This window comes from Stenotrophomonas tumulicola (assembly GCF_014117215.1).
In the GTDB taxonomy this organism is placed as follows: Bacteria; Pseudomonadota; Gammaproteobacteria; order Xanthomonadales; family Xanthomonadaceae; genus Stenotrophomonas; species Stenotrophomonas tumulicola.
Genome location: NZ_JACGXS010000011.1, coordinates 45,900 through 71,366, shown reverse-complemented (window position 1 = coordinate 71,366; position 25,467 = coordinate 45,900). Strand labels below are relative to the sequence as shown.

Annotated in this window: 18 protein-coding genes; 10 read left to right on the top strand and 8 right to left on the bottom strand. The window is 66.5% G+C overall.

Features of this window, described 5'->3' with window-relative positions; translation table 11 throughout:
* Window positions 1-150: 150 nt before the first annotated feature.
* The gene (locus tag H4O11_RS16480; RefSeq protein ID WP_182340995.1) at window positions 151-3,663 is read left to right on the top strand and encodes a hybrid sensor histidine kinase/response regulator; all 3,513 of its coding nucleotides are present in this window, start codon (window positions 151-153) and stop codon (window positions 3,661-3,663) included.
* A gap of 165 nt (window positions 3,664-3,828) precedes the next feature.
* Window positions 3,829-7,368 (top strand): ATP-binding protein, encoded by a 3,540-nt coding sequence (locus tag H4O11_RS16475; RefSeq protein WP_182340891.1) that lies wholly within the window; start codon window positions 3,829-3,831, stop codon window positions 7,366-7,368.
* Between the two features lie 132 nt (window positions 7,369-7,500).
* Here the strand turns inward: H4O11_RS16475 and mdtD are convergent, their stop codons facing one another.
* From mdtD to H4O11_RS16460, 3 genes are all read right to left on the bottom strand, one after another.
* A complete protein-coding gene (gene mdtD / locus H4O11_RS16470) occupies window positions 7,501-8,898 on the bottom strand; it encodes a multidrug transporter subunit MdtD (RefSeq protein ID WP_182340888.1) in 1,398 nt (465 codons plus the stop codon).
* Window positions 8,899-8,992: 94 nt separating this feature from the next.
* Window positions 8,993-10,066, bottom strand: a complete 1,074-nt coding sequence (gene hemE / locus H4O11_RS16465) for a uroporphyrinogen decarboxylase (protein ID WP_182340885.1) — start codon at window positions 10,064-10,066, stop codon at window positions 8,993-8,995.
* A gap of 55 nt (window positions 10,067-10,121) precedes the next feature.
* A complete protein-coding gene (locus H4O11_RS16460) occupies window positions 10,122-10,361 on the bottom strand; it encodes a WGR domain-containing protein (RefSeq protein ID WP_182340992.1) in 240 nt (79 codons plus the stop codon).
* A 215-nt stretch (window positions 10,362-10,576) separates the two neighbouring features.
* On the opposite strand from H4O11_RS16460, the gene H4O11_RS16455 reads away from it, so the two are divergent.
* A complete protein-coding gene (locus H4O11_RS16455) occupies window positions 10,577-11,560 on the top strand; it encodes an aldo/keto reductase (protein ID WP_182340882.1) in 984 nt (327 codons plus the stop codon).
* 57 nt (window positions 11,561-11,617) lie between these two features.
* On the opposite strand, the gene H4O11_RS16450 is transcribed toward H4O11_RS16455, so the two are convergent.
* Complete coding sequence (locus H4O11_RS16450) at window positions 11,618-12,523, bottom strand: LysR family transcriptional regulator (RefSeq protein WP_182340879.1); 906 nt, start codon at window positions 12,521-12,523, stop codon at window positions 11,618-11,620.
* Between the two features lie 130 nt (window positions 12,524-12,653).
* Between H4O11_RS16450 and H4O11_RS16445 the strand changes: the two genes are divergently transcribed.
* Window positions 12,654-13,118: a (R)-mandelonitrile lyase gene (locus tag H4O11_RS16445; RefSeq protein WP_182340876.1), complete on the top strand. Its 465-nt coding sequence runs from the start codon at window positions 12,654-12,656 to the stop codon at window positions 13,116-13,118.
* A gap of 24 nt (window positions 13,119-13,142) precedes the next feature.
* Here the strand turns inward: H4O11_RS16445 and H4O11_RS16440 are convergent, their stop codons facing one another.
* Together H4O11_RS16440 and H4O11_RS16435 are read right to left on the bottom strand one after the other, a co-directional pair.
* Window positions 13,143-14,531 (bottom strand): sigma-54-dependent transcriptional regulator, encoded by a 1,389-nt coding sequence (locus H4O11_RS16440; RefSeq protein WP_182340874.1) that lies wholly within the window; start codon window positions 14,529-14,531, stop codon window positions 13,143-13,145.
* Between the two features lie 66 nt (window positions 14,532-14,597).
* The gene (locus tag H4O11_RS16435) at window positions 14,598-16,202 is read right to left on the bottom strand and encodes an ATP-binding protein (protein ID WP_182340869.1); all 1,605 of its coding nucleotides are present in this window, start codon (window positions 16,200-16,202) and stop codon (window positions 14,598-14,600) included.
* A gap of 296 nt (window positions 16,203-16,498) precedes the next feature.
* On the opposite strand from H4O11_RS16435, the gene sucC reads away from it, so the two are divergent.
* From sucC to H4O11_RS16420, 3 genes are all read left to right on the top strand, one after another.
* Entirely contained in the window at window positions 16,499-17,668 is a 1,170-nt protein-coding gene (sucC, locus tag H4O11_RS16430; protein WP_182340867.1) for an ADP-forming succinate--CoA ligase subunit beta, read from the top strand.
* Window positions 17,669-17,690: 22 nt separating this feature from the next.
* Window positions 17,691-18,566 carry a succinate--CoA ligase subunit alpha gene (sucD, locus tag H4O11_RS16425; protein WP_182340864.1) on the top strand — a complete coding sequence of 292 codons (876 nt, stop codon included), beginning with the start codon at window positions 17,691-17,693 and terminating at the stop codon, window positions 18,564-18,566.
* Window positions 18,567-18,798: 232 nt separating this feature from the next.
* Window positions 18,799-20,433, top strand: a complete 1,635-nt coding sequence (locus tag H4O11_RS16420; protein ID WP_182340861.1) for an NAD+ synthase — start codon at window positions 18,799-18,801, stop codon at window positions 20,431-20,433.
* 14 nt (window positions 20,434-20,447) lie between these two features.
* On the opposite strand, the gene H4O11_RS16415 is transcribed toward H4O11_RS16420, so the two are convergent.
* Window positions 20,448-21,392, bottom strand: a complete 945-nt coding sequence (locus H4O11_RS16415; protein ID WP_182340858.1) for a hypothetical protein — start codon at window positions 21,390-21,392, stop codon at window positions 20,448-20,450.
* Between the two features lie 290 nt (window positions 21,393-21,682).
* Here H4O11_RS16415 and H4O11_RS16410 point away from each other — a divergent pair, with 290 nt between their 5' ends.
* Window positions 21,683-22,576, top strand: a complete 894-nt coding sequence (locus H4O11_RS16410; RefSeq protein WP_182340855.1) for a hypothetical protein — start codon at window positions 21,683-21,685, stop codon at window positions 22,574-22,576.
* A gap of 95 nt (window positions 22,577-22,671) precedes the next feature.
* Here the strand turns inward: H4O11_RS16410 and H4O11_RS16405 are convergent, their stop codons facing one another.
* Window positions 22,672-23,556, bottom strand: coding sequence for an outer membrane protein assembly factor BamD (locus H4O11_RS16405; protein ID WP_182340853.1), 885 nt, complete (start codon window positions 23,554-23,556; stop codon window positions 22,672-22,674).
* A gap of 114 nt (window positions 23,557-23,670) precedes the next feature.
* On the opposite strand from H4O11_RS16405, the gene rluD reads away from it, so the two are divergent.
* Both rluD and pgeF read left to right on the top strand, forming a co-directional pair.
* Window positions 23,671-24,666: a 23S rRNA pseudouridine(1911/1915/1917) synthase RluD gene (gene rluD / locus H4O11_RS16400; RefSeq protein ID WP_182340850.1), complete on the top strand. Its 996-nt coding sequence runs from the start codon at window positions 23,671-23,673 to the stop codon at window positions 24,664-24,666.
* Entirely contained in the window at window positions 24,663-25,433 is a 771-nt protein-coding gene (gene pgeF / locus H4O11_RS16395; RefSeq protein ID WP_182340847.1) for a peptidoglycan editing factor PgeF, read from the top strand. The genes rluD and pgeF overlap by 4 nt, the downstream gene beginning before the upstream one ends.
* The last annotated feature ends 34 nt before the right edge of the window (window positions 25,434-25,467 follow it).

The window sequence follows — 25,467 nt, the reverse complement described above, 5'->3', positions numbered from 1 at the left end:
CGCCTTGACCGTCCAGACGCGTCGCCGGATGCACGTCTGGTCCGATACGCCGGGACGCTGGGGCAGGGCTGTGTGACAATTCCGGTCCCCAGGGGAGCCGCCATGGCGACGTACATGCATCACGGACGTGCACTGTTGTTATTGCTGGCGATGGTCGGGATCCCGGTGCCCGGCACGCAGGCTGCTGCCGCGCCGTCGGCATCGCCCGGGGTGGCGGAAACCCCGCAGCTACGGCGTTTTGGCACGGCCGAGGGCCTGCCTTCGCGGATGGTGACGGCATTGGCGGAGGACCGCCAGGGCCATGTATGGGCTGCCACCGACGGTGGGCTTGCCCGCTTCGACGGCGTTTCGCTGCAGGCCTGGCGGCATGATCCGCAGGTGGAAGGCTCGCTGCCGGGCGATGAGATCGAGACACTGATCGTGGATCGTCGCGATCGACTGTGGCTTGGCATCAACGGCGTCGGCCTGGTACGCATGGGGCCGCAGCGCGACGGATTCGAGGCCATCAACGACATCAATGAGGCCTGCGAAGGTCAGTTCTGGACCTTGGCCGATGACGATGACGCGCTGTGGATCGGCACCAGCGGCTATGGACTATGTCGCCGGCAGGAAGATGGCACGGTGCAAGTGTTTCGCCATGATCCGGCCGATCCGCACAGCATTCCCAGCGATACGGTCTACACCAGTCTGGTCGATCGCCGTGGACGATTGTGGCTGGGCACCGAACGGGGCGTGGCGCGCTGGAATGGCCGCAGCTTCGACCGCATCGGCGCTGACGTGCTGGCCGACATGCCCGTGTTGCGACTGAAGGGGGACGCGAACGACGATGTCTGGGCCGGCACCCAGGCGCACGGTCTGCTGCGCATCGATGGCAGCGACCATGTGCAGCGTCCGGGCTGGGGGGGAGGGGCATCGCTGCGCTCGGCCTCGGTGCTGCATGACCGCCTTGGGGGATATTGGATCGGCAGCTCGGACGGATTGCTGCGTGGTGATGATCAACGGCTGCGCCGCCTGGAGGGAGACCGCGGAAGCGGCTTCCTGACCGCCCATAGCGGTGTGCTGGACATGCTGCAGGATCATGAAGGGGGCATATGGATCGCACTGCTCACCCAGGGGCTGGCCTACCTGCCACCGGACTGGCGCCGCTTTTCCACCTGGTACCAGCTCGATGGCAAGTCGTTGGACAGCCAGTACCTGCTCAGCGCGGCAAGCGACGGCACCCACTTCTTCGTTGGCGCTGCGCATGGGGTCTACCAGCTCGATCCACAGGGCAGCTTGTCGTTGCTGGTCAACGATGAGCGCCTCGGCAGTGGCGCGATCTGGTCATTGCTGCCGCGGCCCGATGGCAGCCTGTGGCTGGGCCGCGCTGGACGGATCAGCGTGTACGATCCGCAGCGGGAAACCTACCGCGACCTGCTCATCCATGGCGGTTCGGACCTGCGCCAGCGCATCGACCTGATGCGTGCTGCACCGGATGGCACGGTATGGCTGTCGGTGATGAACCATGGCCTGCAGCAGCGCGACGCAAGCGGAAAACTGCTGCGGGAGGTACTGGCCAAGGCGCTGCCCGGGGGCTCGGATGCACCGGTCGAGCAGTTGCGTTTCGATGCGCGCGGGCAGTTGTGGGCAGTCGGCAACATGGGCGTGCTGCGCTTGCAGGATGATCGTTTCATCGCCGTGCCCGGCGTTTCCCGCGGCAGCATCTTCGATCTCGCCTGGCAGTCCGCCAGCAGCCTGTGGCTGGCTCGCCAGGGCGCTTTCGAACGTTATGACTGGGATGGATTGAGCCTGACGCTGCGCGAGCAGGTCGGTGCCGCGCAGGGGGTGCCGCCGGTTTCGATGGGCGGGCTGGTGCCTGCCGCGAACGGCGAGGTATGGGCAACCAGTCCGCGTGGCTTGTTGCGCTGGGACCCGCAGCGTCGCCAGCTGCGCATCTACAGCGAGCGGGATGGCTTGCCGGATTCGGAGTTCACCGGCAGGCCGCCGGCCCAGGACGCGGCAGGGCGGGTCCTGGCAGTCTCGCAGACCGGCCTGGTGGCCTTCGATCCCAACGTGGATGACGTGGCCCTGCCACCGTCGCAGCTGGTGGTCGGATCGGTCCGGGTCCGCCGCGACGACGCTGAAGGATGGCAGGACGTGGCGGCCGATGCGCCGATCGTGCTGGGACCGGATGACCGCGACCTGCAGATCAACGCGCGCCTGTTGTCCTTCGCCAATCCCGCCGGCAATGCCTACCGCTTCCGGGTGCAGGGTTACGACCTCAACTGGGTGCCGGCCATGGAGGGGGAACGCACGCTCTCGCGCCTGCCTGCAGGCAACTATCGAATCGAGATCCAGGCACGTGCCGCCGCAGGAGACTGGACGCCATCGCGCGAACTGCTCGTGCAGGTGTTGCCGCCATGGTGGCGCAACGGCGTAGCGCTGCTGGTGTACGTGCTGTGTGCTCTGTTGCTGCTGGCGGCAGTGGCGTGGTACGTGCGACTGCGCCTGCGGCGGCGGCACCAGTGGCAGCTCAGCCTGCACAAGCAGCACCTGGCTGAACAGGCGTCGCAGGCCAAGAGCCATTTCCTGGCCACGCTGGGCCACGAAGTACGTACGCCGATGACCGGTGTGCTGGGCATGAGCGAACTGCTGCTGGACACCTCGCTGGACGAGCAGCAGCGCAGCTACGCCGGTGCGATCCACCAGGCTGGCAACCACCTGCTGCGGTTGGTGAACGATGCGCTGGACCTGGCCCGCATCGAGGCGGGGCGGCTGGAACTGGACATCCGGCCGTTCGCGCTGGGCGCCTTGCTGGACGAAGTACAGGGCCTGATGGAGCCGATCGCGCGCCAGCGCGGCCTCGATTTCCGGCGTACCGTGGCCTTGCCGGGCAACCTGTGCGCGAGTGGCGATGAGATGCGTATCCGGCAGATACTGATGAACCTGCTGGGTAACGCCATCAAATTCACCGAGCGCGGACATGTCGGGATCGGGGTGAGACCTGCCGGCGACCATGTCGGCCTGGTGTTCGAGGTGATCGACAGCGGCCCGGGAATCAGCGCCGACCAGCAGGAACGCCTGTTCCTGCGTTTCGAGCAGGCCGATGGTCCGCGTACCGCGTCACGCTATGGCGGCACCGGACTGGGGCTCGCCATCTGCCAGGAACTGGCGGTCGCGATGGGCGGGGGGATCACGGTGGACAGCCGGCCAGGCCAGGGCGCGCGCTTCATCGTGGAGCTGCCCTTGCCCTGGCAGGTCGAGGAAGGGAGTCCGGGATCGGACGTGCCTTCAATGAGCCTGAAGCTTCCCCCATTGCGCATCCTGCTGGTGGAGGACGATCCGACCGTGGCGGACGTCGTGGTGGGACTGTTGGCCGTGCGCGGGCACCGGGTGGTGCATGCGATGCACGGCCTGGCCGCGTTGGCGGAGGTGGCGACTGCGGACTTCGATGCCGGCCTGCTCGACCTTGACCTGCCCGCGCTGGATGGGCTCTCCCTGGCACGGCAACTGCGCGCGATGGGCCATGTGTTCCCCCTGGTGGCCGTCACCGCGCGCTCGGACGTCTATGCCGAAAGCGAAGTGCTCAGTGCTGGATTCGATGGCTTCCTGCGCAAGCCGGTGACCGGGGACATGCTGGTGGAAGCCCTTGCAAAGGCGAGGTTGCGACGCGGGCCCGGCTGAACACCGAGCAGCCCTGGCGGGACGCGGCAGGCGTGGAAAGTGCCGTGAAGGTCGCCTGGTTCGGTTTACCATGCGGGGGCAGGCGGCATGCCGTCGTGTCCGCAGTGGGGGCGGCATTGCGATGCCTGCCATGGAACGGTTGCCCGGAACGGGGAGAGTCGCAGGGTGCTGGGGTTGCGTACGGCGTTTGCATTGCTGTTGTTGGGATGGCTGGCGCTGGTGCCGGCACTGGCGCAGCCGGTGCCGCCGACACCCCGCCAGTTGACCGTGTTCGACGGATTGCCATCCAACACCGTCAACCGCATGGCAGAGGACCGCCTGGGCTATCTGTGGATAGCCACCAACGACGGCCTGGCGCGTTTCGATGGTCGCAATTACCGGATATGGCGTGCGGAAGACGGACTGCGCGACAACCGGGTGTGGACCGTCATCGCCGACGCACGCAACCGGCTGTGGGTCGGAACCGAAAACGCAGGCCTGATCCGGATGTCGGCCGACCGACGCGACCTGCGTTTCTACGATCGTGCCAGCCAGCCACTGCTGGCCAGCAATACGGTCTGGAGCGTGGCCGCCACGCCGGACGGGGCGATATGGTTCGGCACCTACGAAGGCGGGCTGTATCGCCTGGATGCGGACGAGCATCTGCAGCGGTTCCTGCCTGAGAGCGGCAATGAGCGCAGCCTGCCCTCCAACAGCGTACCGTTCCTGGCTACCTTGCCCGATGGCACGTTGTGGGTCGGCACCAAACGGGGCCTGGCGCGCTGGACCGGCCGTGATTTCGAACGCGTCCCCGAACGCGTGCTGGCTGGCGCGGTGGTCAACGGCATGACCGCCGATGCCGACGGCAGCTTGTGGATCAACACCTTGGCCAGCGTCCTGGTGCGGCGTCCGGATGGCCGTTTCGAGCCTGCTCCCTGGCCGGTACCGGCCGATGACCAGGTGCTCGGCATGATGCTGCACGACGAACAAGGGGGGTATTGGCTGGATACCCGATCAGGCCTGGGGCGCGGCGTCGATGGCCGCTACCAGAAGGTGCCGCTGTACAGCGCACTGGCGCGCGGCCAGGTGAGGCCGAACTGGAGCGGCGCCTTCCAGGACCGCGAAGGGGGGCTATGGCTGGCCAGCACCAATGCCGGGCTGTGGCACCTGCTGCCGCGCTGGTGGCAGTTTTCGGTACTGTCCCGGCTGGAGGATGATCCCGGCTCGCTGCGTAATGGATTCGTGTTGGGGACAGCGCCCGCCGACGATGGGGGCATCTGGGCGGTAGGCGGGCATGGTGCGCTGGACAAGCTGGACCCGGCCACCGGCAAGGTCCAGCAGCACCTTACCTGGGTCAATGGCAACCACTGGCTGCTGTCGGTGGCCGAAGACGAGCGCGGCCAGGTGTGGATGGGCTCACTGGATGCCCTGGTGCGCTACCAGCCGCGCGATGGCCGGCAGCGTCGCTGGGCGGCCGACGCCAAGGTCGATGCCGTGATGGAAGGCAACGTACAGGACATCGCCGCCTGTGGCGGAGAGGTCTGGACGATGTCGCCGGGTGGGATGCAGGCGAGGGACCTGGATGGCCGCGTGCTGTCCACCGTTCCGCTGGGCCAGGCAGGGCTGCAGGCGGGGCAGCTGAATTTCAGCGTGGAATGCGGACCACGCGGACGTCCCTGGCTGACCAGCAGCCTGGGATTGCAGGAATGGGAACCAGGCAGCCGCCGCTTCGAGATGGTCGATGGCGGACCGGTCGGCGCCGTGCACGCCATGGTGCTGGCTGGCGACGACCAGGTCTGGCTGTCGCAGGACGGACGCCTGGTCCAGCACCGCTGGAATGGCAAGGCATTGCAGCGGCACAGGGTAGTCGGTCCGGTGCAGGGGTATCCCGCCGTAGCAGCCAATGGCCTGTCGGTCGATGCCAGTGGCATCGTATGGGCCAGCAGCCCGCGCGGATTGCTGCGGGTGGACCCGCGCGCGCCCAGCGTGCGGCTGTATGGGGTGCACGATGGCCTGCCCAGCCAGGAGTTCCGCGAGAACACGCTGGTGGCCAGCGCCAGCGGCCTGCTGGTAGCGGGCACGCCGGCCGGCGTGGTGATGTTCGATCCGCTGAAGATACGCCAGCCGATGCGGCAGGCACCGCTGGTGATCGAGCGGATCGAGGTCGGCCGTGGCGACGAGGTGGTCGACTTGACCCATGAGCGCTCGATTGTCATCCAGGATGGCGACCGCGACCTGCACATCGTCGCGCGGCTGTTGTCCTTCAGCGACGCGGCATCCAACGATTACCGCTACCGGTTGACGGGCTATGACCCGGATTGGGTGGATGCCGGCGCTGCCGGGGAACGTGTTTTCTCCCGATTGCCGCCAGGCACGTATGCGCTGGAGGTGCAGGCGCGTTCGGCCGACCATGTCTGGTCGCAGGTGCAGAAGCTGGAATTCGAGGTGTTGCCGCCGTGGTGGCGAAGCCTGGCCGGCGTGCTGGTGCTGGTAGCGACCGGATTGCTGGTATTGAGCTTGTTTGCCTGGCTTTACCGGCGACGCCTGCAGCGGCGGCATGCGTACCAGATGGCCGTGCACAAGCAGGAAGTCGCCGAGCATGCGTCCGCAGCCAAGACCCGGTTCCTGGCCAACCTGGGCCATGAGGTGCGTACACCGATGACCGGCGTGCTGGGCATGACCGAACTGCTGCTGTCGTCGCCGCTGGACATGCGCCAGCGCAGCCAGGCCGAATCCATCCGCATGGCAGGGGAGCACCTGCTGCTGCTGGTCAACGACGCGCTGGACCTGGCGCGCATCGAATCGGGCCGGCTGGAACTGCAGTCATTGCCCTTCGATCCGCATGGGCTGCTGGCCGACCTGCAGACCCTGTTGTCGCCGCTGGCGCAGCAGAAGGATCTGTCGTTCACCGTGCAGGATGACCTGGAGGGCGATTGCCAAGTGCTGGGTGATCCGTTACGGGTGCGGCAGATCCTGTTGAACCTGCTTGGCAATGCGGTGAAGTTCACCCAGCAGGGCGGCATCACGCTGGCGGCACGCAGCGAAGCGAGTGGTGAGGGGCTGCAGTTTGAAGTGTCCGACACCGGCCCGGGCATCACCGCTGAACAACAGAAACGCCTGTTCGGGCGGTTCGAGCAGGGCGATGGCGCGCGCACGGCGGCCCAGTATGGAGGCAGCGGCCTGGGCCTGGCGATCAGTCGTGAGCTGGCGCTGGCGATGGGCGGAAGCATCACGGTGGACAGCCGGCTGGGGCGCGGTACGCGTTTCATCGTCAGCCTGCCGCTGGTGCTGTGTCCGGCGGACCTTGCCGGCCATTCCAGCGGTGGCGTGGCGGCGGAGGTCGCCGCGTTGGCGCCACTGCGCATCCTGCTGGTGGAAGACGATGCGACGGTGGCCGACGTCGTGGCCGGATTGCTGGCGGCACGCGGGCACCTGGTGGTGCATGCCGGGCATGCCCTGGCAGCGCTGCGGGAAATGGCCGGCGAACGGTTCGACATCGGCCTGTTGGACCTTGACCTGCCGGGACTGAGCGGCTTCGACCTGGCATCGCACCTGCGCAACCAAGGGCACGACATGCCATTGCTGGCGGTGACGGCACGTACCGACCCGGACCTGTCCGAACGCGTACGGGCAGCGGGCATGCAGGGATTCCTGCGCAAGCCGGTGACCGGCGACCTGCTGGTCGAAGCGATCTCGCGGGCGTTGGCGGGCGACCAGGCTGGCTGAAAGCCATATTCCGCCGGGCATGGCCCGGCGCTACTCGGCGACTTCTTCGAATGGCCCGACGCTGCCTCGACGCATGCACACGGCGCTGCGGCCTTTGATGTTGACGTTGCGCCCGCCGGGCATGGCCCGGCGCTACTCGGCGACTTCTTCGACCTGTTTCGGTTCCGGGCGGGTATCGGGCAACTGCAGGAAGATCAGCGTGGAGGTCAGGGTGATCGCGCCGACGCAGACGAACGTGGCGTGCAGCGCGGCGGTGGCGCCATGTGATTCCAGTGGTGCAAATGCCGCCAGCAGGCTGCCGGCGGCAGCGGCGCCGAAACCGGCGGCCAGCATCATCACCATCGACAGCAGGCTGTTGCCGGGGCTGGCGAACTCGCGGTCCAGGTCGCGCAGGGTCACTGTGTTCATGACGGTGAACTGCAGGGAATTCACCGCGCCGAACAGGGCAAGCTGCAACAGCCGCCAGCCCATGTGCTGGCCCGGGGTCATCAACGCGAAGCTGGCCATGGTGAGGCCGACCAGCACGGTGTTGGTCATCAGCACGCGGCGGTAGCCGAAGCGCTCCACCAGCTTTACCGACATTTTCTTGGAAACCATGCCGGCGGCGGCCACGGGAATCATCATCAGGCCGGCATTCATCGGGCTCATGCCCATGCCCACCTGCAACAGCAGCGGGATCAGCAGCGGCATGGCACTGCTGCCGATGCGCGAGAACAGGTTGCCGAGGATGCCGATGCGGTAGCTCGGCACGCGGAACAGCGCGAGCGAGAACAGCGGCGCGGTGGAGTTGGCCGCATGCAGCCAGTAGCCGACCAGCGCGGCGAGCCCGGCCACGGTCATCAGCATCACCAGCGCGTGCGGCGTGCCCATGCCGGAAATGCCGTCCAGCGCAAGCGACAGCACCACCATGCCGAACGCCAGCATCGCATAGCCACGCAGGTCGAACCGGCTGCGATGGGCCGCGTAGTGGTCAGGCATGATCTTCAGCGCGACCACGTAGCCGATCACGCCGATCGGCAGGTTGATCAGGAAGACCCAATGCCAGGATGCGACTTCCACCAGCCAGCCACCCAGCGTGGGGCCGACCAGTGGGCCGATCAGCGCGGGAATGGCGATGAAGCTCATGGCACGCAGGAAGTCGTCGCGCGGCACGGAACGCATCACCGCCAGCCGCCCCACCGGCAGCAACATGGCCCCGCCGATCCCCTGCAGCACGCGTGCGGCAACCAGCTGGTGCAGGGTCTGTGCCAGTGCGCAGGCCAGCGACCCCAGGGTGAACAGGATGATGGCGAGCAGGAAGACCCGGCGCGTGCCGAAGCGGTCGGCGATCCAGCCCGAGGCCGGGATGAATGTCGCGACCGCCAGCGCGTAACTGAACACCACCGACTGCATCTGCAGGGGGCTTTCGCCCAGGCTGCGGGCCATCGCCGGCAACGCGGTATTGACGATGGTGGAATCCAGCATCTGCATGAAGATCGCCAACGACACCAGCCACAGCAGCGGGCGGATGGAGGCATAGCGTGATGTCATCGTGGGCGAATCGATGCGGACGGGGTGCCTATCATCGCCCAGCAGTGGTCACGACGCGATCAACGTGGGTCGGACCACCCTGTCGGGAAACGCCTCAACGCGCGCTGAGGCGATGCACCGCATCCACCAATACCTGCACGTTGGCCGGGTCCATGTCAGGTGACATGCCATGGCCCAGGTTGAACACGTGGCCTTCGCGCGAACCGCCGTTGCCGGCGGCGTAGGTATCCAGCACACGACCGGCGGCGGCGGTGATCGCCTCCGGGCTGGCATACAGGGTGGTGGGATCGAGGTTGCCCTGCAGCGCGACGCGCCCACCGGTGCGGCGCACGGCTTCGTCCAGGTCCAGCGTCCAGTCCAGCCCCAGCGCATCGGCACCGGTGTGCGAGAGGGATTCCAGATGCAGGCCGGTACCCTTGCCGAACAGGATCAGCGGTGTCCGCTCACTGCCTTGTCCGCGTTCCAGTTCGGCGGCGATGCGTTGCAGGTAGCGCAGCGAGAATTCGCGGTACATGGCTGGAGACAGTACGCCGCCCCATGTGTCGAACACCTGCAGGGCCTGCGCACCGGCAGCACGCTGTGCCCCCAGGTACGCGATGACGGCGTCGGTCACCACCTCCAGCAGCCGGTGCAGCTGCTGCGGATGGTTCAGCGCCATCGCCTTGATGCGCGCGAAGTCCTTGCTGCCGCCACCCTCGACCATGTAGCACGCCAGCGTCCATGGACTGCCGGAAAAACCGATCAGCGGCACCTGGCCATCCAGTTCGCGGCGGATTACCCGGATCGCATCCATCACATAACCGAGTTCCTGTTCCATGTCCGGTACGGCAAGCCGGGCGATGGCGGCTTCATCCCGCACCGGGTGGCGGAACTTCGGGCCTTCGCCTTCGACGAAGTACAACTCCAGCCCCATCGCATCGGGGATGGTCAGGATGTCCGAGAACAGGATAGCCGCGTCCAGTGGAAACCGGCGCAATGGCTGCAGGGTGACCTCGCAGGCGATCTCCGGGTTCTTGGCCATGGCCAGGAAGCTGCCGGCCTTGGCGCGCGTGGCGCGATACTCCGGCAGGTAGCGACCGGCCTGGCGCATCAGCCAGACCGGCGTGTGGTCCACCGGTTCACGGCGCAGGGCGCGCAGCAGGCGATCGTTGCGGAGGGGGCTGGTCACGGGGGCATTCCTTGTGCGGGGGCGGCGAGGGGTGCCGGCAGGGGGGACAGTGCGCTCATGCGCTGCTGGAAATGATGCTGAAGCCACGGTGCAGTTCGGCATCGCGTGCTTTTTCGAACGCCTGGCGCGCTTCCTGCTCCTGCAGGTACAGCTCGCGGCGAAGCTGCGAACGTGCACCGGCGCGGCCGGACTCGCGCAGCAGTTCCCAACTGCCGAGCAGGTCCGGTTGCAGGCTGAGGCGCAGGAAGCGGGGCGCTTCATTGCCGATGGCGGGTTGTTGCAGGTGTACGTGCATCCGGTGATTGTAGTGCCGGCTGCTGGCCGGCAACCATGTGTTGCTGAACGGCATCGCGATGGACCTGCCATGCTGCCGTGCGCCGCAGGGGCATGGCAGGCAGTCATGAACGATGCTCATGACCGCCAGTGGTGAAGGGGTGCCAATCACCGGCAGGCCCCGGCGTAAGGTGGTGTTCCCCTTGTTTGTCCGGCGTGGCCGGCAGGAGCACCAACATGGAATCCCGCGAACTGGGCCGCAGCGGCCTGCAGGTATCTGCGCTGGGCCTGGGGTGCATGGGCCTGAGCTATGGCTATGGTCCGGCAACCGAACGGTCACAGGCGATTGCATTGCTGCATGCCGCGGTAGAGCGGGGCGTTACGTTCTTCGACAGTGCCGAAGCCTATGGCCCGTTCCGCAACGAGGAACTGCTGGGCGAGGCATTGGCTGCCTGTCGCGACAAGGTGGTCATCGCCACCAAGTTCGGTTTCAAGGAGGGCCAGGTGGACGCCGGCCTGGACAGCCGACCCGAACGGATCCGTGCGGTGGCCGAGGCCAGCCTGAGGCGGCTGAGCACCGATCATATCGACCTGTTCTACCAGCACCGGGTGGATCCCAACGTACCCATCGAAGACGTGGCGGGGACCGTAAGGGACCTGATCGCCGAGGGCAAGGTGCGGCATTTCGGTTTGTCCGAGGCCGGTGCGGCGACCGTACGCCGTGCCCATGCGGTGCAACCGGTTGCAGCGGTGCAGAGCGAGTATTCGTTGTGGTGGCGCGAGCCGGAGACCGCGCTGCTGCCGGTGCTGCGGGAGCTTGGCATCGGCTTCGTACCCTTCAGCCCACTGGGCAAGGGCTTCCTGACCGGCGCTATATCCGCAGATACGACCTTCGATGCCGGTGACTTCCGCAATTCGGTTCCGCGTTTCGCTGCGGAAGCGCGCGCGGCGAACCAGGTGCTGGTGGACCGTATCGGTGCGATTGCCACGGACAAGGGGGCCACGCCGGCACAGGTCGCGCTGGCCTGGCTGCTGGCCCAGGCGCCGTGGATCGTTCCCATTCCCGGCACCACCAAGGTGGCGCGCCTGGATGAGAACCTGGGGGCAGCAACGCTGGCCCTCGGCGAAGCGGAGCTGGCACGTATCGCCAGCGCGCTGGATGACATTGCCATCGTGGGGGACCGCTACAACGCGGAGCGGGCAAGGCTGGTCGGGCGTTGACCGACGGCACGCTGGCGCCGGGCGATGCCCGGCGGGCGCCCCTTGCGCCGGTGGTCGTCAGGTTGCCGGAGCGGTGTCGCCGCGCAGTGCCTGGATGACGATGCGCAGGGCGACCGAAGACTGGCGCCGCGACGGATAGTAGGCGTGGTAGCCATCGAACAACGGGCACCAGTGTTCCAGCACCGTCTGCAGGCGACCCTGCGTGATCGCTGGCCCGGCCAGGTCGGAAGGCAGCCAGGCCAGCCCGCCATCGGCCAGCGCTGCGCGCAGCATCAGCGCGCTGTTGTTGAAGGTCCACTGTCCGGTGACCCGCACGTTGATCTCCTCGCCATCGCGGGCGAACTCCCAGGGCATGAGTCCGCCATGGGTCGGCAGGCGCAGGTTGATGCAGTTGTGGGTAGCCAGCTCGTGCGGATGCATGGGGATGACGTGGTGGCGGAAATAGGCAGGCGAGGCCACCACGCACATCTGCAGCGGCGCGCTTATCGGCACGGCGATCATGTCCCTGGCGACCTGGTCGCCGAGGCGGATGCCGATGTCATGGCGCTGGGCCACGATGTCGGACAGTCCGTAATCGACGGTAAGTTCCACCTTCAGGTCCGGGTATTCCTGCAGTACGCGCTCCAGGCGCGGCCACACGATATGTTCGGCGGCGTGGCCGGCGGCGCTGATGCGGATGGTGCCGGCCGGGCGGTCGCGGTACTCGGCCAGTGCCAGCAGTTCCTCTTCTATTTCAGCCAGCCGTGGCGACAACGTATCCAGCAGGCGCTGGCCGGCCTCGGTAGTGGAGACGCTGCGTGTAGTCCGCGTCAGCAGCCGCACGCCCAGCCGCTGCTCCAGCGCGCGCAGGGTGTGGCTCAGTGCGGATTGCGAGACCCCCAGCTGGGCGGCGGCGCGGGTGAAGCTGCCTTCGCGTGCGACATGGACGAATGCTTGCAGGTCATTGAGGTTTTCTCGCGGCATGCTCCCATCATGGCCCGACGTGGCATGCCCGGCAATTGATGAGTCGTGCTTCTGGATGCATGCGCCGTCCCCCATGCAATGCATCGTCGGGAGCAGGATAGGCTGGTTGTCCAACACCAAGGAGATCCGCATGTCCTTTTTTCTGTCGGCCATCATGGCCATGGCCGCCCCGGCCAGTACCGGCGAAGCTTCCTCCATCACGGTGACCGGCGCCGGCAGCGCGCCTTCAGTAGCGGGCCCGGACAGCTACTTCACCGGCAAGGTCCGCGTTGATGCACCGTTCCAGGGCACTGCTCCGGCACGGGTCGGCGGCGCCACCGTCAGTTTCGAGCCCGGCGCGCGCACCGCCTGGCATACCCATCCGCTGGGCCAGACGCTGATCGTGACCAGCGGCATCGGCTGGGTGCAGGAATGGGACAAGCCGCGCCAGGCACTGCGTCCGGGCGACGTGGTGTGGATCCCGCCGGGCGTGAAGCATTGGCACGGTGCGAGCGCCGAGGTGGCGATGAGCCACATCGCCATCGCCGAGGCGGTCGACGGCAGCCCGGTGACCTGGCTGGAGCAGGTCAGCGATGCGCAGTACGCGGGGCCATGACCGGCCATCCCCGGCCGGCATGGGTCATTCCATGCCCAGCTTCTTCAGCTTGTAACGCAGCGCGCGGAAGGTGATGCCCAGCTGTGCGGCGGTGCGGGTCTTGTTCCAGCGGTTTTCTTCCAGCGCGCGCTGGATGGCGGTGCGTTCCATCTGCTCGATGTAGGACGGCAGCGCGGCGCTGGCGGCAGGCAGGTCCACCACCGCTTCAACTGCTTCCACCGCGGTGACCGCTGGCGTGCCCGGCGCACGGGCGGCAGCTTCCGGAAGGCGCAGGTCGGCGGCACCGATACTGTCCGCTTCGGCCAGCGCCAATGCGCGCTCGAGGATGTTCTCCAGCTCGCGCACGTTGCCGGGAAAGCCATAGCGCGACAGCGCATCGAGCGCGGAGGGGGCGAGCAGCGGCGGCGGACAGCCGTGGCTGCGCGCCAGCCGGGCCAGGATGGACGCCGCCAGTTCGGGCAGGTCTTCATGCCGCTCGCGCAGCGGTGGCACGCGCAGTTCGATCACGTTGATGCGGTAATAGAGGTCGTGGCGGAAGCGCCCTTCGTCCACCAGCTGTGCAAGGTCCTTGTGCGTGGCCGACAGGATGCGCACGTCCACGGGGTTTTCGCTGGATGCGCCTACCGGGCGCACCGATTTCTCCTGGATGGCGCGAAGCAGCTTCACCTGCATCTGCAGGGGCAGTTCGGCCACCTCGTCCAGGAACAGGGTGCCGCCGTGCGCGGCCTGGAACAGTCCCGGCTTGTCGGCGTGGGCCCCGGTGAAGCTGCCCTTCTTGTGCCCGAAGAACTCGCTCTCCATCAGTTCGGACGGAATGGCACCGCAGTTGACCGGTATGAAAGGGCCTGCACCGCGTGCGCCCTGCTCGTGGATGGTCCGTGCGACCAGTTCCTTGCCCACGCCGGACTCGCCCAATATGTAGACCGGGGCCTGGCTGCGCGCGACCTTGCCGAGCGTGCCGCGCAGCGACTCCATCGGTTGCGAGCGCCCCAGCAGCCTTGCCTGCTGCTCGGCGGGCGCTGCCGCGCGCGGGCGCTCGGCGTTGTTGAGCTCCAGTGCATGCTTCACCAGCCCGCGCAGCACGGCGATGTCCACGGGCTTGCTGACGAAGTCGAATGCGCCCGCTTTCAATGCTTCTACCGCCAGGTCCATGCTGCCGAACGCGGTGATCATCGCCACCGGCGTGCGGGGATGATGCTGCGCGATCTCGGTCACCAGTTCTATGCCATTGCCATCAGGCAGGCGCATGTCGGTGATGCACAGGTCGTAGGAATTGCTGGCCAGCAGCTCGCGCGCCTCGGCGAGGTTGGCAGCGGTGTTGATGCGCAGCCCCATCCGACCCAGGGTCAGGACCAGCAGTTCGCGGATATCGCGCTCGTCATCGACAACAAGAGCGCTACGGGTTTCGTTCATGGGATGCAAGATAGCGGAGCGGGTAGGTGGCGACAAATCATCAGTGCGCAGGGAAAACCCGCGACGTCACGACAAGGTATGCGGGGCAGGCAGGATCACCCTGAAACAGGCACCTCCGGCAGCCACCGGCACATACTCCAGGCGCGCCTGGTTGGCGCGGCAGAGTTCCCCTGCGATGTACAGGCCCAGGCCGGTGCCATGCTCGGAGGTAGTGAAGAAGGGCTTGAAGAGTTGTGCCGCCACGGCATCGGGGATGCCCGGGCCGCGGTCCATCACGTCGATCACCGGAGTGCGTTCCTGGCGCGCCACGCGCAGCCGGATATGTGCCGGTTGTTCACCGATGCGCCCGTACTTGAGTGCGTTGTGCACCAGTGCGGTGAGGACCTGGTGCAGGTGGCGCGGATCCACCTGCGCGGCCACCGAGGTTTCGGACACGATCGCTTCCACGCTGTCCGTTTCCAGTGACAGGACCTGCTTGTACTCCAGTACGAAGCGGCGCACGAATGCCGCCAGATCGACATTTTCCGGATGGGAGCGCTCGCGGCGGGCGAGTGCCAGCACGCTTTCGACGATGCCGTTGGTGCGTTGGCATTGCTGGTGGATGATCTGCAGCAGGCGGCGGTCGCCTTCGCTGAAGCCGCCGGCCCCTTCCTCGAGCAGTTGCACGGCATAATTGATCGCCGCGAGCGGATTGCGGATCTCATGGGCGAGGCTGGCCGAGAAACGTCCCATGGCCGACAGCGTGAGCGACTCGGCGCGTCGCGAAACCACGCTGGAGTCGTCCAGGAACACCAAGGTAAGGTCGCTGCCGGCCAACAGCCTTGCGAAGCGTGGCTGCACCTCGGGATGGTCGGCCGACAACTGCAGCGGCGTCTCTTCCTGGTTCCATCCGCTGCGCCAGCGTTGCAGTCGCCGTGCCAGGCCGGGCGCGGCGCTGGCAAGTGTCGGGCTGCCGCTGTTGCCATCGTTGTCGCCGAGCAGCGTGGAGGCCGCTTCATTGGCCAGCGTGATGCGGCCTTCGCCATCGACCACCAGTACGCCGGTACGCATGCGACGGATGATCAGTTCATTGATCTGGAACAGGTTGGCGACCTCGTCGCCGCGCTGGTTGGCCAGTTGCTGGTTGCGCCGTGCGCGGTTGGCGACCTGGAAGCTGATGAAGGCCAACGCCAGGTAGCTGGTGGTGAACATCGCCAGCTCGGCCAGCGTACGGGTGGGATCACCGCCTTCCAGCAGTTTCCACAGGTACTCGGCCACGGTGGCCACGCTGGCGCCGAGTGCGAGGGACACGCCCAGCGACAATGGCAGCAGGGTGGCCGCAGCGGCGATGTTGAACAGCAGCGACATCGAGATGCCGGCGCTTGCGCCAGGCAGGGCATGCGACAGCAGCGAGGCGGCGACGATATCCAGGCCGACGCCGACCAGCACGATCGGCCGCAACCGATGTTCGCTGCGGCCCACCAGCAACAACAGCAGCGACAGCAGCAGGTAGGCACCGGACACGTAGGCGGCCAGTGCGGGATGGCTTGCCTGCCCCATCAGGTCGGCCAGGGGGCTGAACAGCAGTCCGGCGATCACCGTGGCGATCAGCAGCCGGTACAAGGCGAAGAAGTACAGTTCGCGCCGAGGGATGGACTCGATGCGGTCGATCAGTGAAGCGGTCGGTGACACGCCAAAACTCCCCTTCTGGCTGTGGACCAGTATAGGCGCGCCGGGCGCAGGAACGGGACAGGATCGGGCAGGTGCCGCGCGCATGGCCGCACCCGCGGCCACGCCATGGTCGGCCCCGCGCGCACAAATAACTGAAAATCCAGAAGAATCCCGGCCATTGGGAGGATCCTGTGCCGGCATCTTTGCGCCACGCGCCGGGGTCGGCCACAATAGCGGGCCCGCCGCGGTCCGTGCCGGTGCCCGTGAGGGGGCCTTGGAGGAGATGCGTGCGGTCGTTCCTATTCCCACGGTGACGCATGAATTTCCACGAATACCAGTCAAAACAGCTGCTTGCCGAGTACGGCATCCCCGTCCCGGCCGGCAAGGTCGCGGCTACCCCGGATGAAGCGGTCGAAGCGGCAAACGCGCTGGGCCAGGGCCCCTGGATGGTCAAGGCGCAGATCCATGCCGGCGGCCGCGGCAAGGCTGGCGGTGTAAAGTTCTGCAAGACGACCGACGACGTGAAGGCCGCTGCGGCCAAGATGCTCGGCACCAAGATGGCCACCTACCAGACCGCTGGCGTCGAGCTGCCGGTCAACCTGGTACTGGTGACCACCGCCGGTGAGATCGTCAAGGAGCTGTACCTGTCGGTGCTGGTCGACCGTGGCACCAAGACCATCACCTACATCGCTTCGTCCGAAGGCGGCGTGGAGATCGAGCAGGTCGCTGCGGAGACCCCGGAGCTGATCCACTCGCTGAACGTGGACTTCGTCGAAGGCGTGCAGGGCTACCACGGCCGTGATTTCGGCTTCAAGCTCGGCCTGACCGCCAAGCAGGCCGGCCAGTTCGCCAGCATCATGGTGAACCTGTACCGCCTGTTCAACGAAAAGGACCTGGCGCTGGTTGAAATCAACCCGCTGGCGATCCTGGACGACGGCAACCTGTACGCGCTGGACGGCAAGTTCGACAGCGACGACAACGCCGCGTTCCGCCAGAAGGCCCTGGTCGCCATGCGCGACAAGACCCAGGAAGACGAGACCGAAGTGACCGCTTCGGAGCTGGACATCAACTACGTCACCATGGACGGCAACATCGGCTGCATGGTCAACGGCGCAGGCCTGGCCATGGCCACCATGGACGTCATCAAGCTCAACGGCGGCGAGCCGGCGAACTTCCTGGACGTGGGCGGCGGTGCCAACAAGCAGCGCGTCATCGAAGCGTTCAAGCTGATCCTGTCCTCGGACAAGGTCGAAGGCATCTTCGTCAACATCTTCGGCGGCATCGTCCGCTGCGACATGATTGCCGAAGGCATCATCGCAGCGGTCAAGGAAGTGGGTGTCAAGGTTCCGGTCGTTGTGCGCCTGGAAGGCACCAACGTGGAAGAAGGCAAGCAGCTGCTGCGTGACAGCGGCATGGCCATCATCCCGGCTGACAACATCAACGACGGCGCCAAGAAGGTCGTTGAAGCTGTAAAAGCCGCTGCCTGAACCACGACACCAAGGAAATCCAATGTCTGTCCTGATTAATAAAAACACCAAGGTGATCGTGCAGGGCTTCACCGGCCAGCAGGGTACCTTCCACGCCACCCAGATGATCGAGTACGGCACCAAGGTCGTCGGCGGCGTCACCCCGGGCAAGGGGGGCACCACCCATATCGACCTGCCGGTGTTCAACACCGTTGCCGACGCCGTGCAGAGCACCGGCGCCAATGCCTCGGTGATCTACGTGCCGCCGCCGTATGCGGCTGACGCGATCCTGGAAGCCGCTGCTGCCGGCATCCAGGTCATCGTGTGCATCACCGAAGGCATTCCGGTGCTGGACATGCTGCGCGTGAAGAACGTGCTGACCCGTTCGCATCCGGACACCGTGCTGATCGGGCCGAACTGCCCCGGCGTGATCACCCCGGGCGAGTGCAAGATCGGCATCATGCCGGGCCACATCCACAAGCCGGGCAAGATCGGCATCGTGTCCCGTTCGGGCACCCTGACCTATGAAGCGGTCAAGCAGACCACCGAAGTCGGCCTGGGCCAGTCCACCTGCATCGGCATCGGCGGTGACCCGATCAACGGCCTGAACTTCGTCGACTGCCTGAAGCTGTTCAACGAAGACCCGCAGACCGAAGGCATCATCATGGTCGGCGAAATCGGCGGTGACGCTGAAGAAGCCGGTGCCGAGTACATCAAGAACCACGTGAAGAAGCCGGTCGTCGGTTTCATCGCCGGTGCGTCGGCTCCGGCCGGCAAGCGCATGGGCCACGCCGGTGCGATCGCATCGGGCGGCAAGGGCACTGCCGAAGGCAAGTTTGCCGCCATGGAAGCTGCTGGCGTCGTGACCGTCCGTTCGCCGGGCGACCTGGGTGCTGCCATCGCCAAGCTGGTGAAATAAGACCGCTGCCGGCCTTCGGCCGGCACGATCCTGTAGAGTCGCGCCATGCTCGACTTGCTTCAAACAGGAAGGCCGCCTCCGGGCGGCCTTCCTGCGTCTGGGCATCGCGCGGTCATCCGCCGGGCATGGCCCGGTGCTACCCGGACGGTCTGCACGGTAGCGCCGGGCCATGCCCGGCGAGCGCACAGCGCGGCGCTACAATGGGCACATTGCAACCACAGGCTGGAACCCCATGGCTTCGATCCGCATCGCGATGGCGCAGTTTGATTTTCCGGTGGGCGCCGTCGCGCGCAATACCGACCGCATCATCGACCTGATCGAACAGGCCCGCGATGAACACGGCGCCGACCTGGTGGTGTTCCCGGAACTGGCCATAAGCGGGTACCCGCCCGAAGACCTGTTGCAGCGACCGGGTTTCCTGCGCGACTGTGAGTTGGCGATGCAGCGCATCGCCGCCGCCTGCACCGGCATCGCCGCCGTGGTCGGCTGGCCGCAGACCGCCGGCTCGGTGGTATACAACGCCGCCAGCGTGCTGCGCGATGGCATCGTCGAAAAGACCTACCGCAAGCGCGAGCTGCCGAACTACGCGGTGTTCGATGAGCGGCGCTACTTCGACATCGACCCGGATGGCCCGAGCTGCGTCTTCGATGTCAACGGAGTCCCGGTGGGCGTATTGATCTGCGAAGACCTGTGGTTCGCCGAACCGTTGGCCGATACCGTGCGCAGTGGTGCGCAGCTGGTCGTGGTGCCCAATGCCTCCCCCTACGAGCGCGGCAAGCATGCCCAGCGTGACGCGGTGTTGGCGGCGCGCACGCGCGAAAGCGGGGCGGCCATTGCCTACCTCAACGTGGTCGGCGGGCAGGATGCGCTGGTGTTCGATGGCGCGTCGGTGGTAGCCGACGGGGATGGCACCGTGCATCCGGCGGCGGCGGCGTTCACCGAGCAGTGGCTGGTAGTGGAATATGACGGCGGCAGCCGCCGCTTCCTGCCACACCAGTGGATGGATGACGGCGACGAAAGCATGGACGCGCTGGCCTGGCGCGCGGTGACCCGTGGCATCCAGGACTACTGCGCGAAGAACGGCTTCCGGAAGGTATGGCTTGGCCTGTCCGGTGGCATCGATTCGGCGCTGGTACTGGCCATGGCGGTGGATGCATTGGGCGCGGACAACGTGACCGCCGTGCGCCTGCCATCGCGCTTCACGGCCGGCCTGTCCAATGACCTGGCGGTCGAACAATGCGAGGCGCTGGGGGTGAGGTTGGAAGCGGTGTCGATCGAACCCGCGTTCAAGGGCCTGATGGAAGCACTGGCTCCCCTGTTCAAGGACACCACCGCGGACATCACCGAAGAAAACCTGCAGTCGCGAAGCCGGGGCGTGATCCTGATGGCGCTGGCCAACAAGTTCGGCGGCCTGCTGCTGACCACGGGCAACAAGAGCGAATATGCGGTCGGCTACGCCACCATCTACGGCGACATGTGCGGCGGCTACGCGCCGCTGAAGGACCTGTACAAGACAGAGGTGTTCGGCCTGGCCAAGTGGCGCAACACGGTGGGTGGTGCACCGGTGATCCCGCCAGCGGTGATCAGCCGCCCGCCATCGGCGGAGCTGCGCGACAACCAGCTGGACCAGGACTCGCTGCCGGCCTACGACGTGCTGGATGGCATCCTGTACCGCTTCGTGGACCAGGAGCAGTCACGCGATGAGATCGTCGCCGCCGGCTACGCGGCGGACGTGGTGGACCGGGTGCTGCGGCTGGTACGCACCAGCGAATGGAAGCGCCACCAGGCCGCTCCGGGTCCCAAGGTGTCGCGCCGGGCTTTTGGCCGCGAGCGCCGCTACCCGATCAGCAACGGCTACCAGGGCTGATGCATCCAGACGCGTCAGATGCCTGATCGCGCTACCACTTCATCCTCGATCTGCTGGTCGAGGACATGGTTCACCTCATCAAGGGTACGTGGCTGGTGCTGGACCAGGGCCATTGCGTGCATGGCCGTTTTCTTGTTCCTTACCGTCTGCGTGAGGAAGTACTCATCGGCGATGGAATCCTGCAGGTCTGCGCGCACAAGCAGGTTCCGGTGGCGGCCGGCGCATCCTTCGTTGCGGACCACCTGCCTGACGTCGGACGGATTGAAAAGATCGACATCGCCCCGTCCCCGGATGTTGCAGTCCCGCAGGATGCCACTGACCGCATGCTCCTTCATGGCCTGGGCATGAGGTGTATGGACGACGCTGGCCTGGATCCTGTCGCGCAGCCCGGTTGCGGACTCGGTAACGGGCAGTTCCACGTCCATGTGCATCGCCCTTGCCACGATGGTGACCGGCGCGCGCTTCGGTGATACTGGCGGGGGCAACTGGTCCCGGATCCGGAACAGGTGCTGGGCCTTGTCCGGATGCCAGCGACCGGTCGCCCGGAATACCGTGTCACCCACGCAATGCATCAGCATGCTGCCCACGGGGGCAGGCACATCCGGAGCCGAGGCCATGCAGGTATCCAACTGCGCCAGGAAACGTACGTGCACGGCGCTGCGTGCGTGGTCGAGATTTTCCGGGCCGGGCGTCGCCGATCCCGAGTCCGGGGTCCCGGGCACGCGCGAGGCTCCCGTCGAGGACAGGGAAAGCAGTGCAGCCATGCAGCGCCCGGGATGGACCAGCATCGCTCTGCGCCCGAAATCCAATGTTGAATCCACTACATTGAACAGTCCGTTGCCCAGCGTACGCAGCGGCAACGCGATGCTGCTGCTGTTTCCGCCAGCGGGCGGGCCAGGTGGTTGCCGGGGACGCGAGGCAGGCGGATTGGGGGCAACGGAAAGTGTGGCGGTCGGCATGGCGGGTTCTGGCCTGGCACGGGAATCCACACCTTGTATCCCGGCACCTGGCGCCGCTTGCAGAAAGTGAGGGTTGGCAATCGGGACAGTGCAGGATGCACCCTTTCCACAATGATCCAGATGGCGGAAGAGGGAAGCCGCGCGGTGCAGCAAGGTCGGCGCAGTTCAAGCCGGGCAGTTGCAGGAAACGCGCAGGTCCAGCAGAGGTTGCCTCGGTTGTGACCGCGGTCCGCTGCCTGTCCGGTATTCCCATCTATCTTGCCGTGAGTCCACAACACGGAGTCACGCACATGAATCTTTCCCAGCTGTTTGTCGGTACGTTGGCGGTCATGTCGGGAGCCCATCGTTCACCGGCATCCGGACTGCATCCTCCTGGCGACGCAGCATCCCCATTTCACGCCCTTGTGCCTGCGGAGATAGGCAATGGCGAGTTGGCTCCCTCGTTCGATCTGCCTGCTATGCTGATGGACGTCGAAGATGCGGTGTATCGGTGCTGGGACCATGGCGCGAAGCGGCGGGTTCCTGACCAGCGCAAGGCAGTGCTTTGCACTGTCCGTGCGGCGTTGTCGCTCTGTGACAATGGCGCCGACCCATGGTGCGGAGAGGCGGCCAGGAGAACGGTGGTGGATGGTCGGGTTGTCGCAGCAGGAGCGCCGGGAATCCACTTCGATACGCTCTCCGGGCATTCACCGGCAGCGGGCCATCGTTCGCTGGACGCGCTGCTTGCGCGGGCGGGGCCGGAGTTCAAGGCATCGACGGTGTTCCAGGACAGCATGGACGCACTGGAAATAGAGTTCGGCGACCTGACCGCTTTTGACACCAGCCAGCCGGGGATTGCGTTGACGGCAGCGGATCTGTTGCAGGTACTGAACGACAGCGACAGCGGGGAAATGTTCGGGAATCCGCCTGCCGGGTCGACATCATGGACACTGGCACGCTTCGAACTGGCCTTGAAGGCGCAGGGGATTACCCTGCACAACGCGTTGAAGTCGATTGCCAGCGAGCATGTGCAGAGTGAGCCGGAGCATTATGCCGAAGCGTTGCTCGACCGGCTGGAGCGATGGCTTGACCAGCGTTTTCCCAGAGATACCGACGTCGCGCTCGGTGCCCATCGGCGTCATCATCTCCTCGGCCTGCTGGCCGATCACATCAACCTGAAAGGGGAGCAGGCCGGTCCGCGTTGACCGCGATGGCCGGCGAGACGCTTTCCATGGTGTCCCGGATGCAGAAGAGCCCCGCATTGCGGGGCTCTTCTGCATCCGACGCCGATGTCGCGGGATTACTTGCGGTTCATCGTCGCGTTACGTTGTCCGGTGGTTGCCGACTTTTCGCCCGCGAACGGGTTGAGCTTGCGGATCATCCACGGGTAGTTCGGCCAGTCGTTGCGCAGCCACGGGTGGTCCGGTGCATTGAGCTCCAGCACGCGGCGTGCATCGTCGGCCAGGGTCTTGTTGCCCACGTGGGTGTAGGCCTCGCCCAGCACCGCCACCGCATCGTACTGGTAGGCACTCTGCGGGTAGGTCTCCAGCAGGTAGTTGGCGCGGCCCGCAGCCGACACCCAGGCTTCGCGGCGCAGGTAATACAGCGCATTGTCCAGCTCGTGCTGGGCGAATACGTCACGCAGGTCGTTCATGCGTTTGCGTGCATCGGCGGCATAGCGGCTGTTCGGGTACCGGTCGATGACGATATTGAAGTCGGCATAGGCCTGGCGCGGCGTGGACAGGTCGCGCCGGCTGGCATCCAGCGACCACACGCGGCGCAGGAACACCGTGTCGCGGTTGCTGTTGGCCAGGCCGCGCAGGTAGTACAGGTAGGCCACGTTGCGGTGGGTCGGGTAGGTACGGATGAAGCGGTCCACGCTGGACACCGTGTCATCGTTCTTGCCGGCCTTGTACTGGGCGTAGGCGGTTTCGATCATCGCCTGCTCGGTGTACGGGCCATACGGGTACTGGGCGACCAGGCGGCGGAAGTTGGCTTCGGCGCCACTCCAGTTGCCGCCTTCCATCAGGCTGTGGCCCTTCTGGTACAGCGTCTCGACCGGCTGGCCTTCATCGGGGTTGTCCCCCTTGGTACCACGGTTGCAACCGGTGGCGGCGATCACCAGGACCAGCAGCAGGGCGGTCAGGCGGATGGGCGCGAAGAGCGGGGAAGAGCGTCGGATCATGGGGTCAAGGCGGGACGCGGCTGGAATACGAAGGGTCGATGATAGCCTAGTGTCCTGTCCAGCGACTGAAACCGGTCGCCGGGATCCCTGAATTCGTCTCCAGAAGTTGCCGCCATGTCCGATTCCCCTGCTGAACAGGCCCGCCAGGCCACCGTCCCCGACACCGCTGCCGGCCGCCGCTTCGACGCGGTGCTGGCCGAGCTGTTCCCCGAGTTCTCCCGTTCGCGCCTGTCCGAGTGGATCAAGTCCGGCGACGTGCTGCTGGATGGGGTCCCGGCCCGCCCGCGCGATCCGGTCCGGGGGGGAGAAATCGCCACCCTGCATGCGGTGATGGAGACCCAGACCCATGCTGAACCGGAAGACATCCCCCTCAACGTACTGTACGAAGACGAACACCTGTTCGTGATCGACAAGCCGGTGGGGCTGGTGGTGCATCCTGGCGCCGGCAATCCCAGCGGCACCCTGGTCAATGCACTGCTGTTCCGCGACCCCTCGCTGTCGGCCCTGCCGCGTGCGGGCATCGTGCATCGGCTGGACAAGGACACCAGCGGGGTGATGGTGGTGGCGCGCACCCTGCAGGCGCAGACCGCGCTGGTGGAACAGCTGTCCGAACGCCAGGTCCACCGCCAGTACCTCGCCGTGGTGGTGGGCGCCCTGGTGGCCGGCGGAACGGCCGATGCGCCGATCGACCGGCATCCGCGCGACCGCCTGCGCATGGGCGTGCGCGACGACGGCAAGGAGGCCATCACCCATTACCGCCTGCGCGACCGGTTCCGCGCCCATACGGCGCTGGAATGCCGGCTGGAAACCGGCCGTACCCACCAGATCCGCGTGCACATGGCGCACCTGCGCCACCCCATCGTCGGTGACCCGCTGTACGGCGGTGCGTTGAAGCTGCCGAAGGGGGCCAGTGAAGAACTGGTCGCCGCGCTGCGTGGTTTCAAGCGCCAGGCACTGCACGCCGAAACGCTGGAGTTCGTGCACCCGATGACCGGCCAGCCGCTGCGCAACAGCGCCGTCGTGCCGGCGGACATGCAGCACCTGATCAAGGTGCTGCGCGAAGACAGCGAAGCCTTCGCCGAGCGCGAACGCGGCAGGGACCGCAGGTGAGCGATCTGCCGTTGCTGTGGGCGGACTGGCCGGCACCCACGCGGGTGCGCGCGCTGACCACGCGCCGCCGCGGCGCCGGCGTATCGCTGCCGCCGTTCGACCAGTTCAACCTGGGCAACCGGCATGCGTTCGATGGCGATGACCCGGCCTGCGTGGAGCGCAACCGCGCGCTGCTGCAGCACGGCCTGGCGCTGCCCGGTGCGCCGCACTGGCTGCGCCAGGTGCATGGGACCACGGTGCTGCGCTTCGACGCGGCACCCGCGGCGGGGTGCAGTGAACCGGTCGCCGATGCAGCGGTGACCTCGGTGCCCGGCGTGGTGCTGGCCATCCTGACCGCCGATTGCCTGCCGGTGGTGCTGGCGGCACGCGACGGCAGCGAGATCGGTGCGGCCCATGCAGGCTGGCGGGGACTGGCCGACGGCATCCTGGAAGCCACGGTGGCGGCCATGCACGCCGCGCCTGCCGACCTGATGGCATGGTTCGGACCGGCGGCGGGCGCGACCGATTATGAGGTCGGCCAGGACGTGCACGACGCTTTCGTCGGACATGACCGGGCTGCCGGCACGGCATTCGTGGCGACCCGGCCGGGGCATTGGAAAGTGGACTTGTACGCCCTGGCCCGGCAGCGTCTGCAGGCAGTGGGCCTGGGCGCAGCGGCTATCCATGGCGGCGGCCTGTCGACCATGGCCGACCCGGATCTGTTCTCGTACCGGCGCGACCGGCGGACCGGGCGCATGGCGACCCTGGTCTGGATGCAGGACCGGTAGGGCGGGGCCACGGACCCGGGGCGCCCCGCATGGC

Bases quoted from the DNA above. Each gene is read 5' to 3' on its own strand.
- H4O11_RS16480 (WP_182340995.1), top strand. From the start codon at position 151: ATGGTCGGGATCCCGGTGCCCGGCACGCAGGCTGCTGCCGCGCCGTCG.
- mdtD (WP_182340888.1), bottom strand. From the start codon at position 8,898: ATGACATCACGCTATGCCTCCATCCGCCCGCTGCTGTGGCTGGTGTCG.
- H4O11_RS16460 (WP_182340992.1), bottom strand. From the start codon at position 10,361: ATGCACGTACACCTGCAACAACCCGCCATCGGCAATGAAGCGCCCCGC.
- H4O11_RS16455 (WP_182340882.1), top strand. From the start codon at position 10,577: ATGGAATCCCGCGAACTGGGCCGCAGCGGCCTGCAGGTATCTGCGCTG.
- H4O11_RS16450 (WP_182340879.1), bottom strand. From the start codon at position 12,523: ATGCCGCGAGAAAACCTCAATGACCTGCAAGCATTCGTCCATGTCGCA.
- H4O11_RS16445 (WP_182340876.1), top strand. From the start codon at position 12,654: ATGTCCTTTTTTCTGTCGGCCATCATGGCCATGGCCGCCCCGGCCAGT.
- H4O11_RS16440 (WP_182340874.1), bottom strand. From the start codon at position 14,531: ATGAACGAAACCCGTAGCGCTCTTGTTGTCGATGACGAGCGCGATATC.
- sucC (WP_182340867.1), top strand. From the start codon at position 16,499: ATGAATTTCCACGAATACCAGTCAAAACAGCTGCTTGCCGAGTACGGC.
- sucD (WP_182340864.1), top strand. From the start codon at position 17,691: ATGTCTGTCCTGATTAATAAAAACACCAAGGTGATCGTGCAGGGCTTC.
- H4O11_RS16420 (WP_182340861.1), top strand. From the start codon at position 18,799: ATGGCTTCGATCCGCATCGCGATGGCGCAGTTTGATTTTCCGGTGGGC.
- H4O11_RS16415 (WP_182340858.1), bottom strand. From the start codon at position 21,392: ATGCCGACCGCCACACTTTCCGTTGCCCCCAATCCGCCTGCCTCGCGT.
- H4O11_RS16410 (WP_182340855.1), top strand. From the start codon at position 21,683: ATGAATCTTTCCCAGCTGTTTGTCGGTACGTTGGCGGTCATGTCGGGA.
- H4O11_RS16405 (WP_182340853.1), bottom strand. From the start codon at position 23,556: ATGATCCGACGCTCTTCCCCGCTCTTCGCGCCCATCCGCCTGACCGCC.
- rluD (WP_182340850.1), top strand. From the start codon at position 23,671: ATGTCCGATTCCCCTGCTGAACAGGCCCGCCAGGCCACCGTCCCCGAC.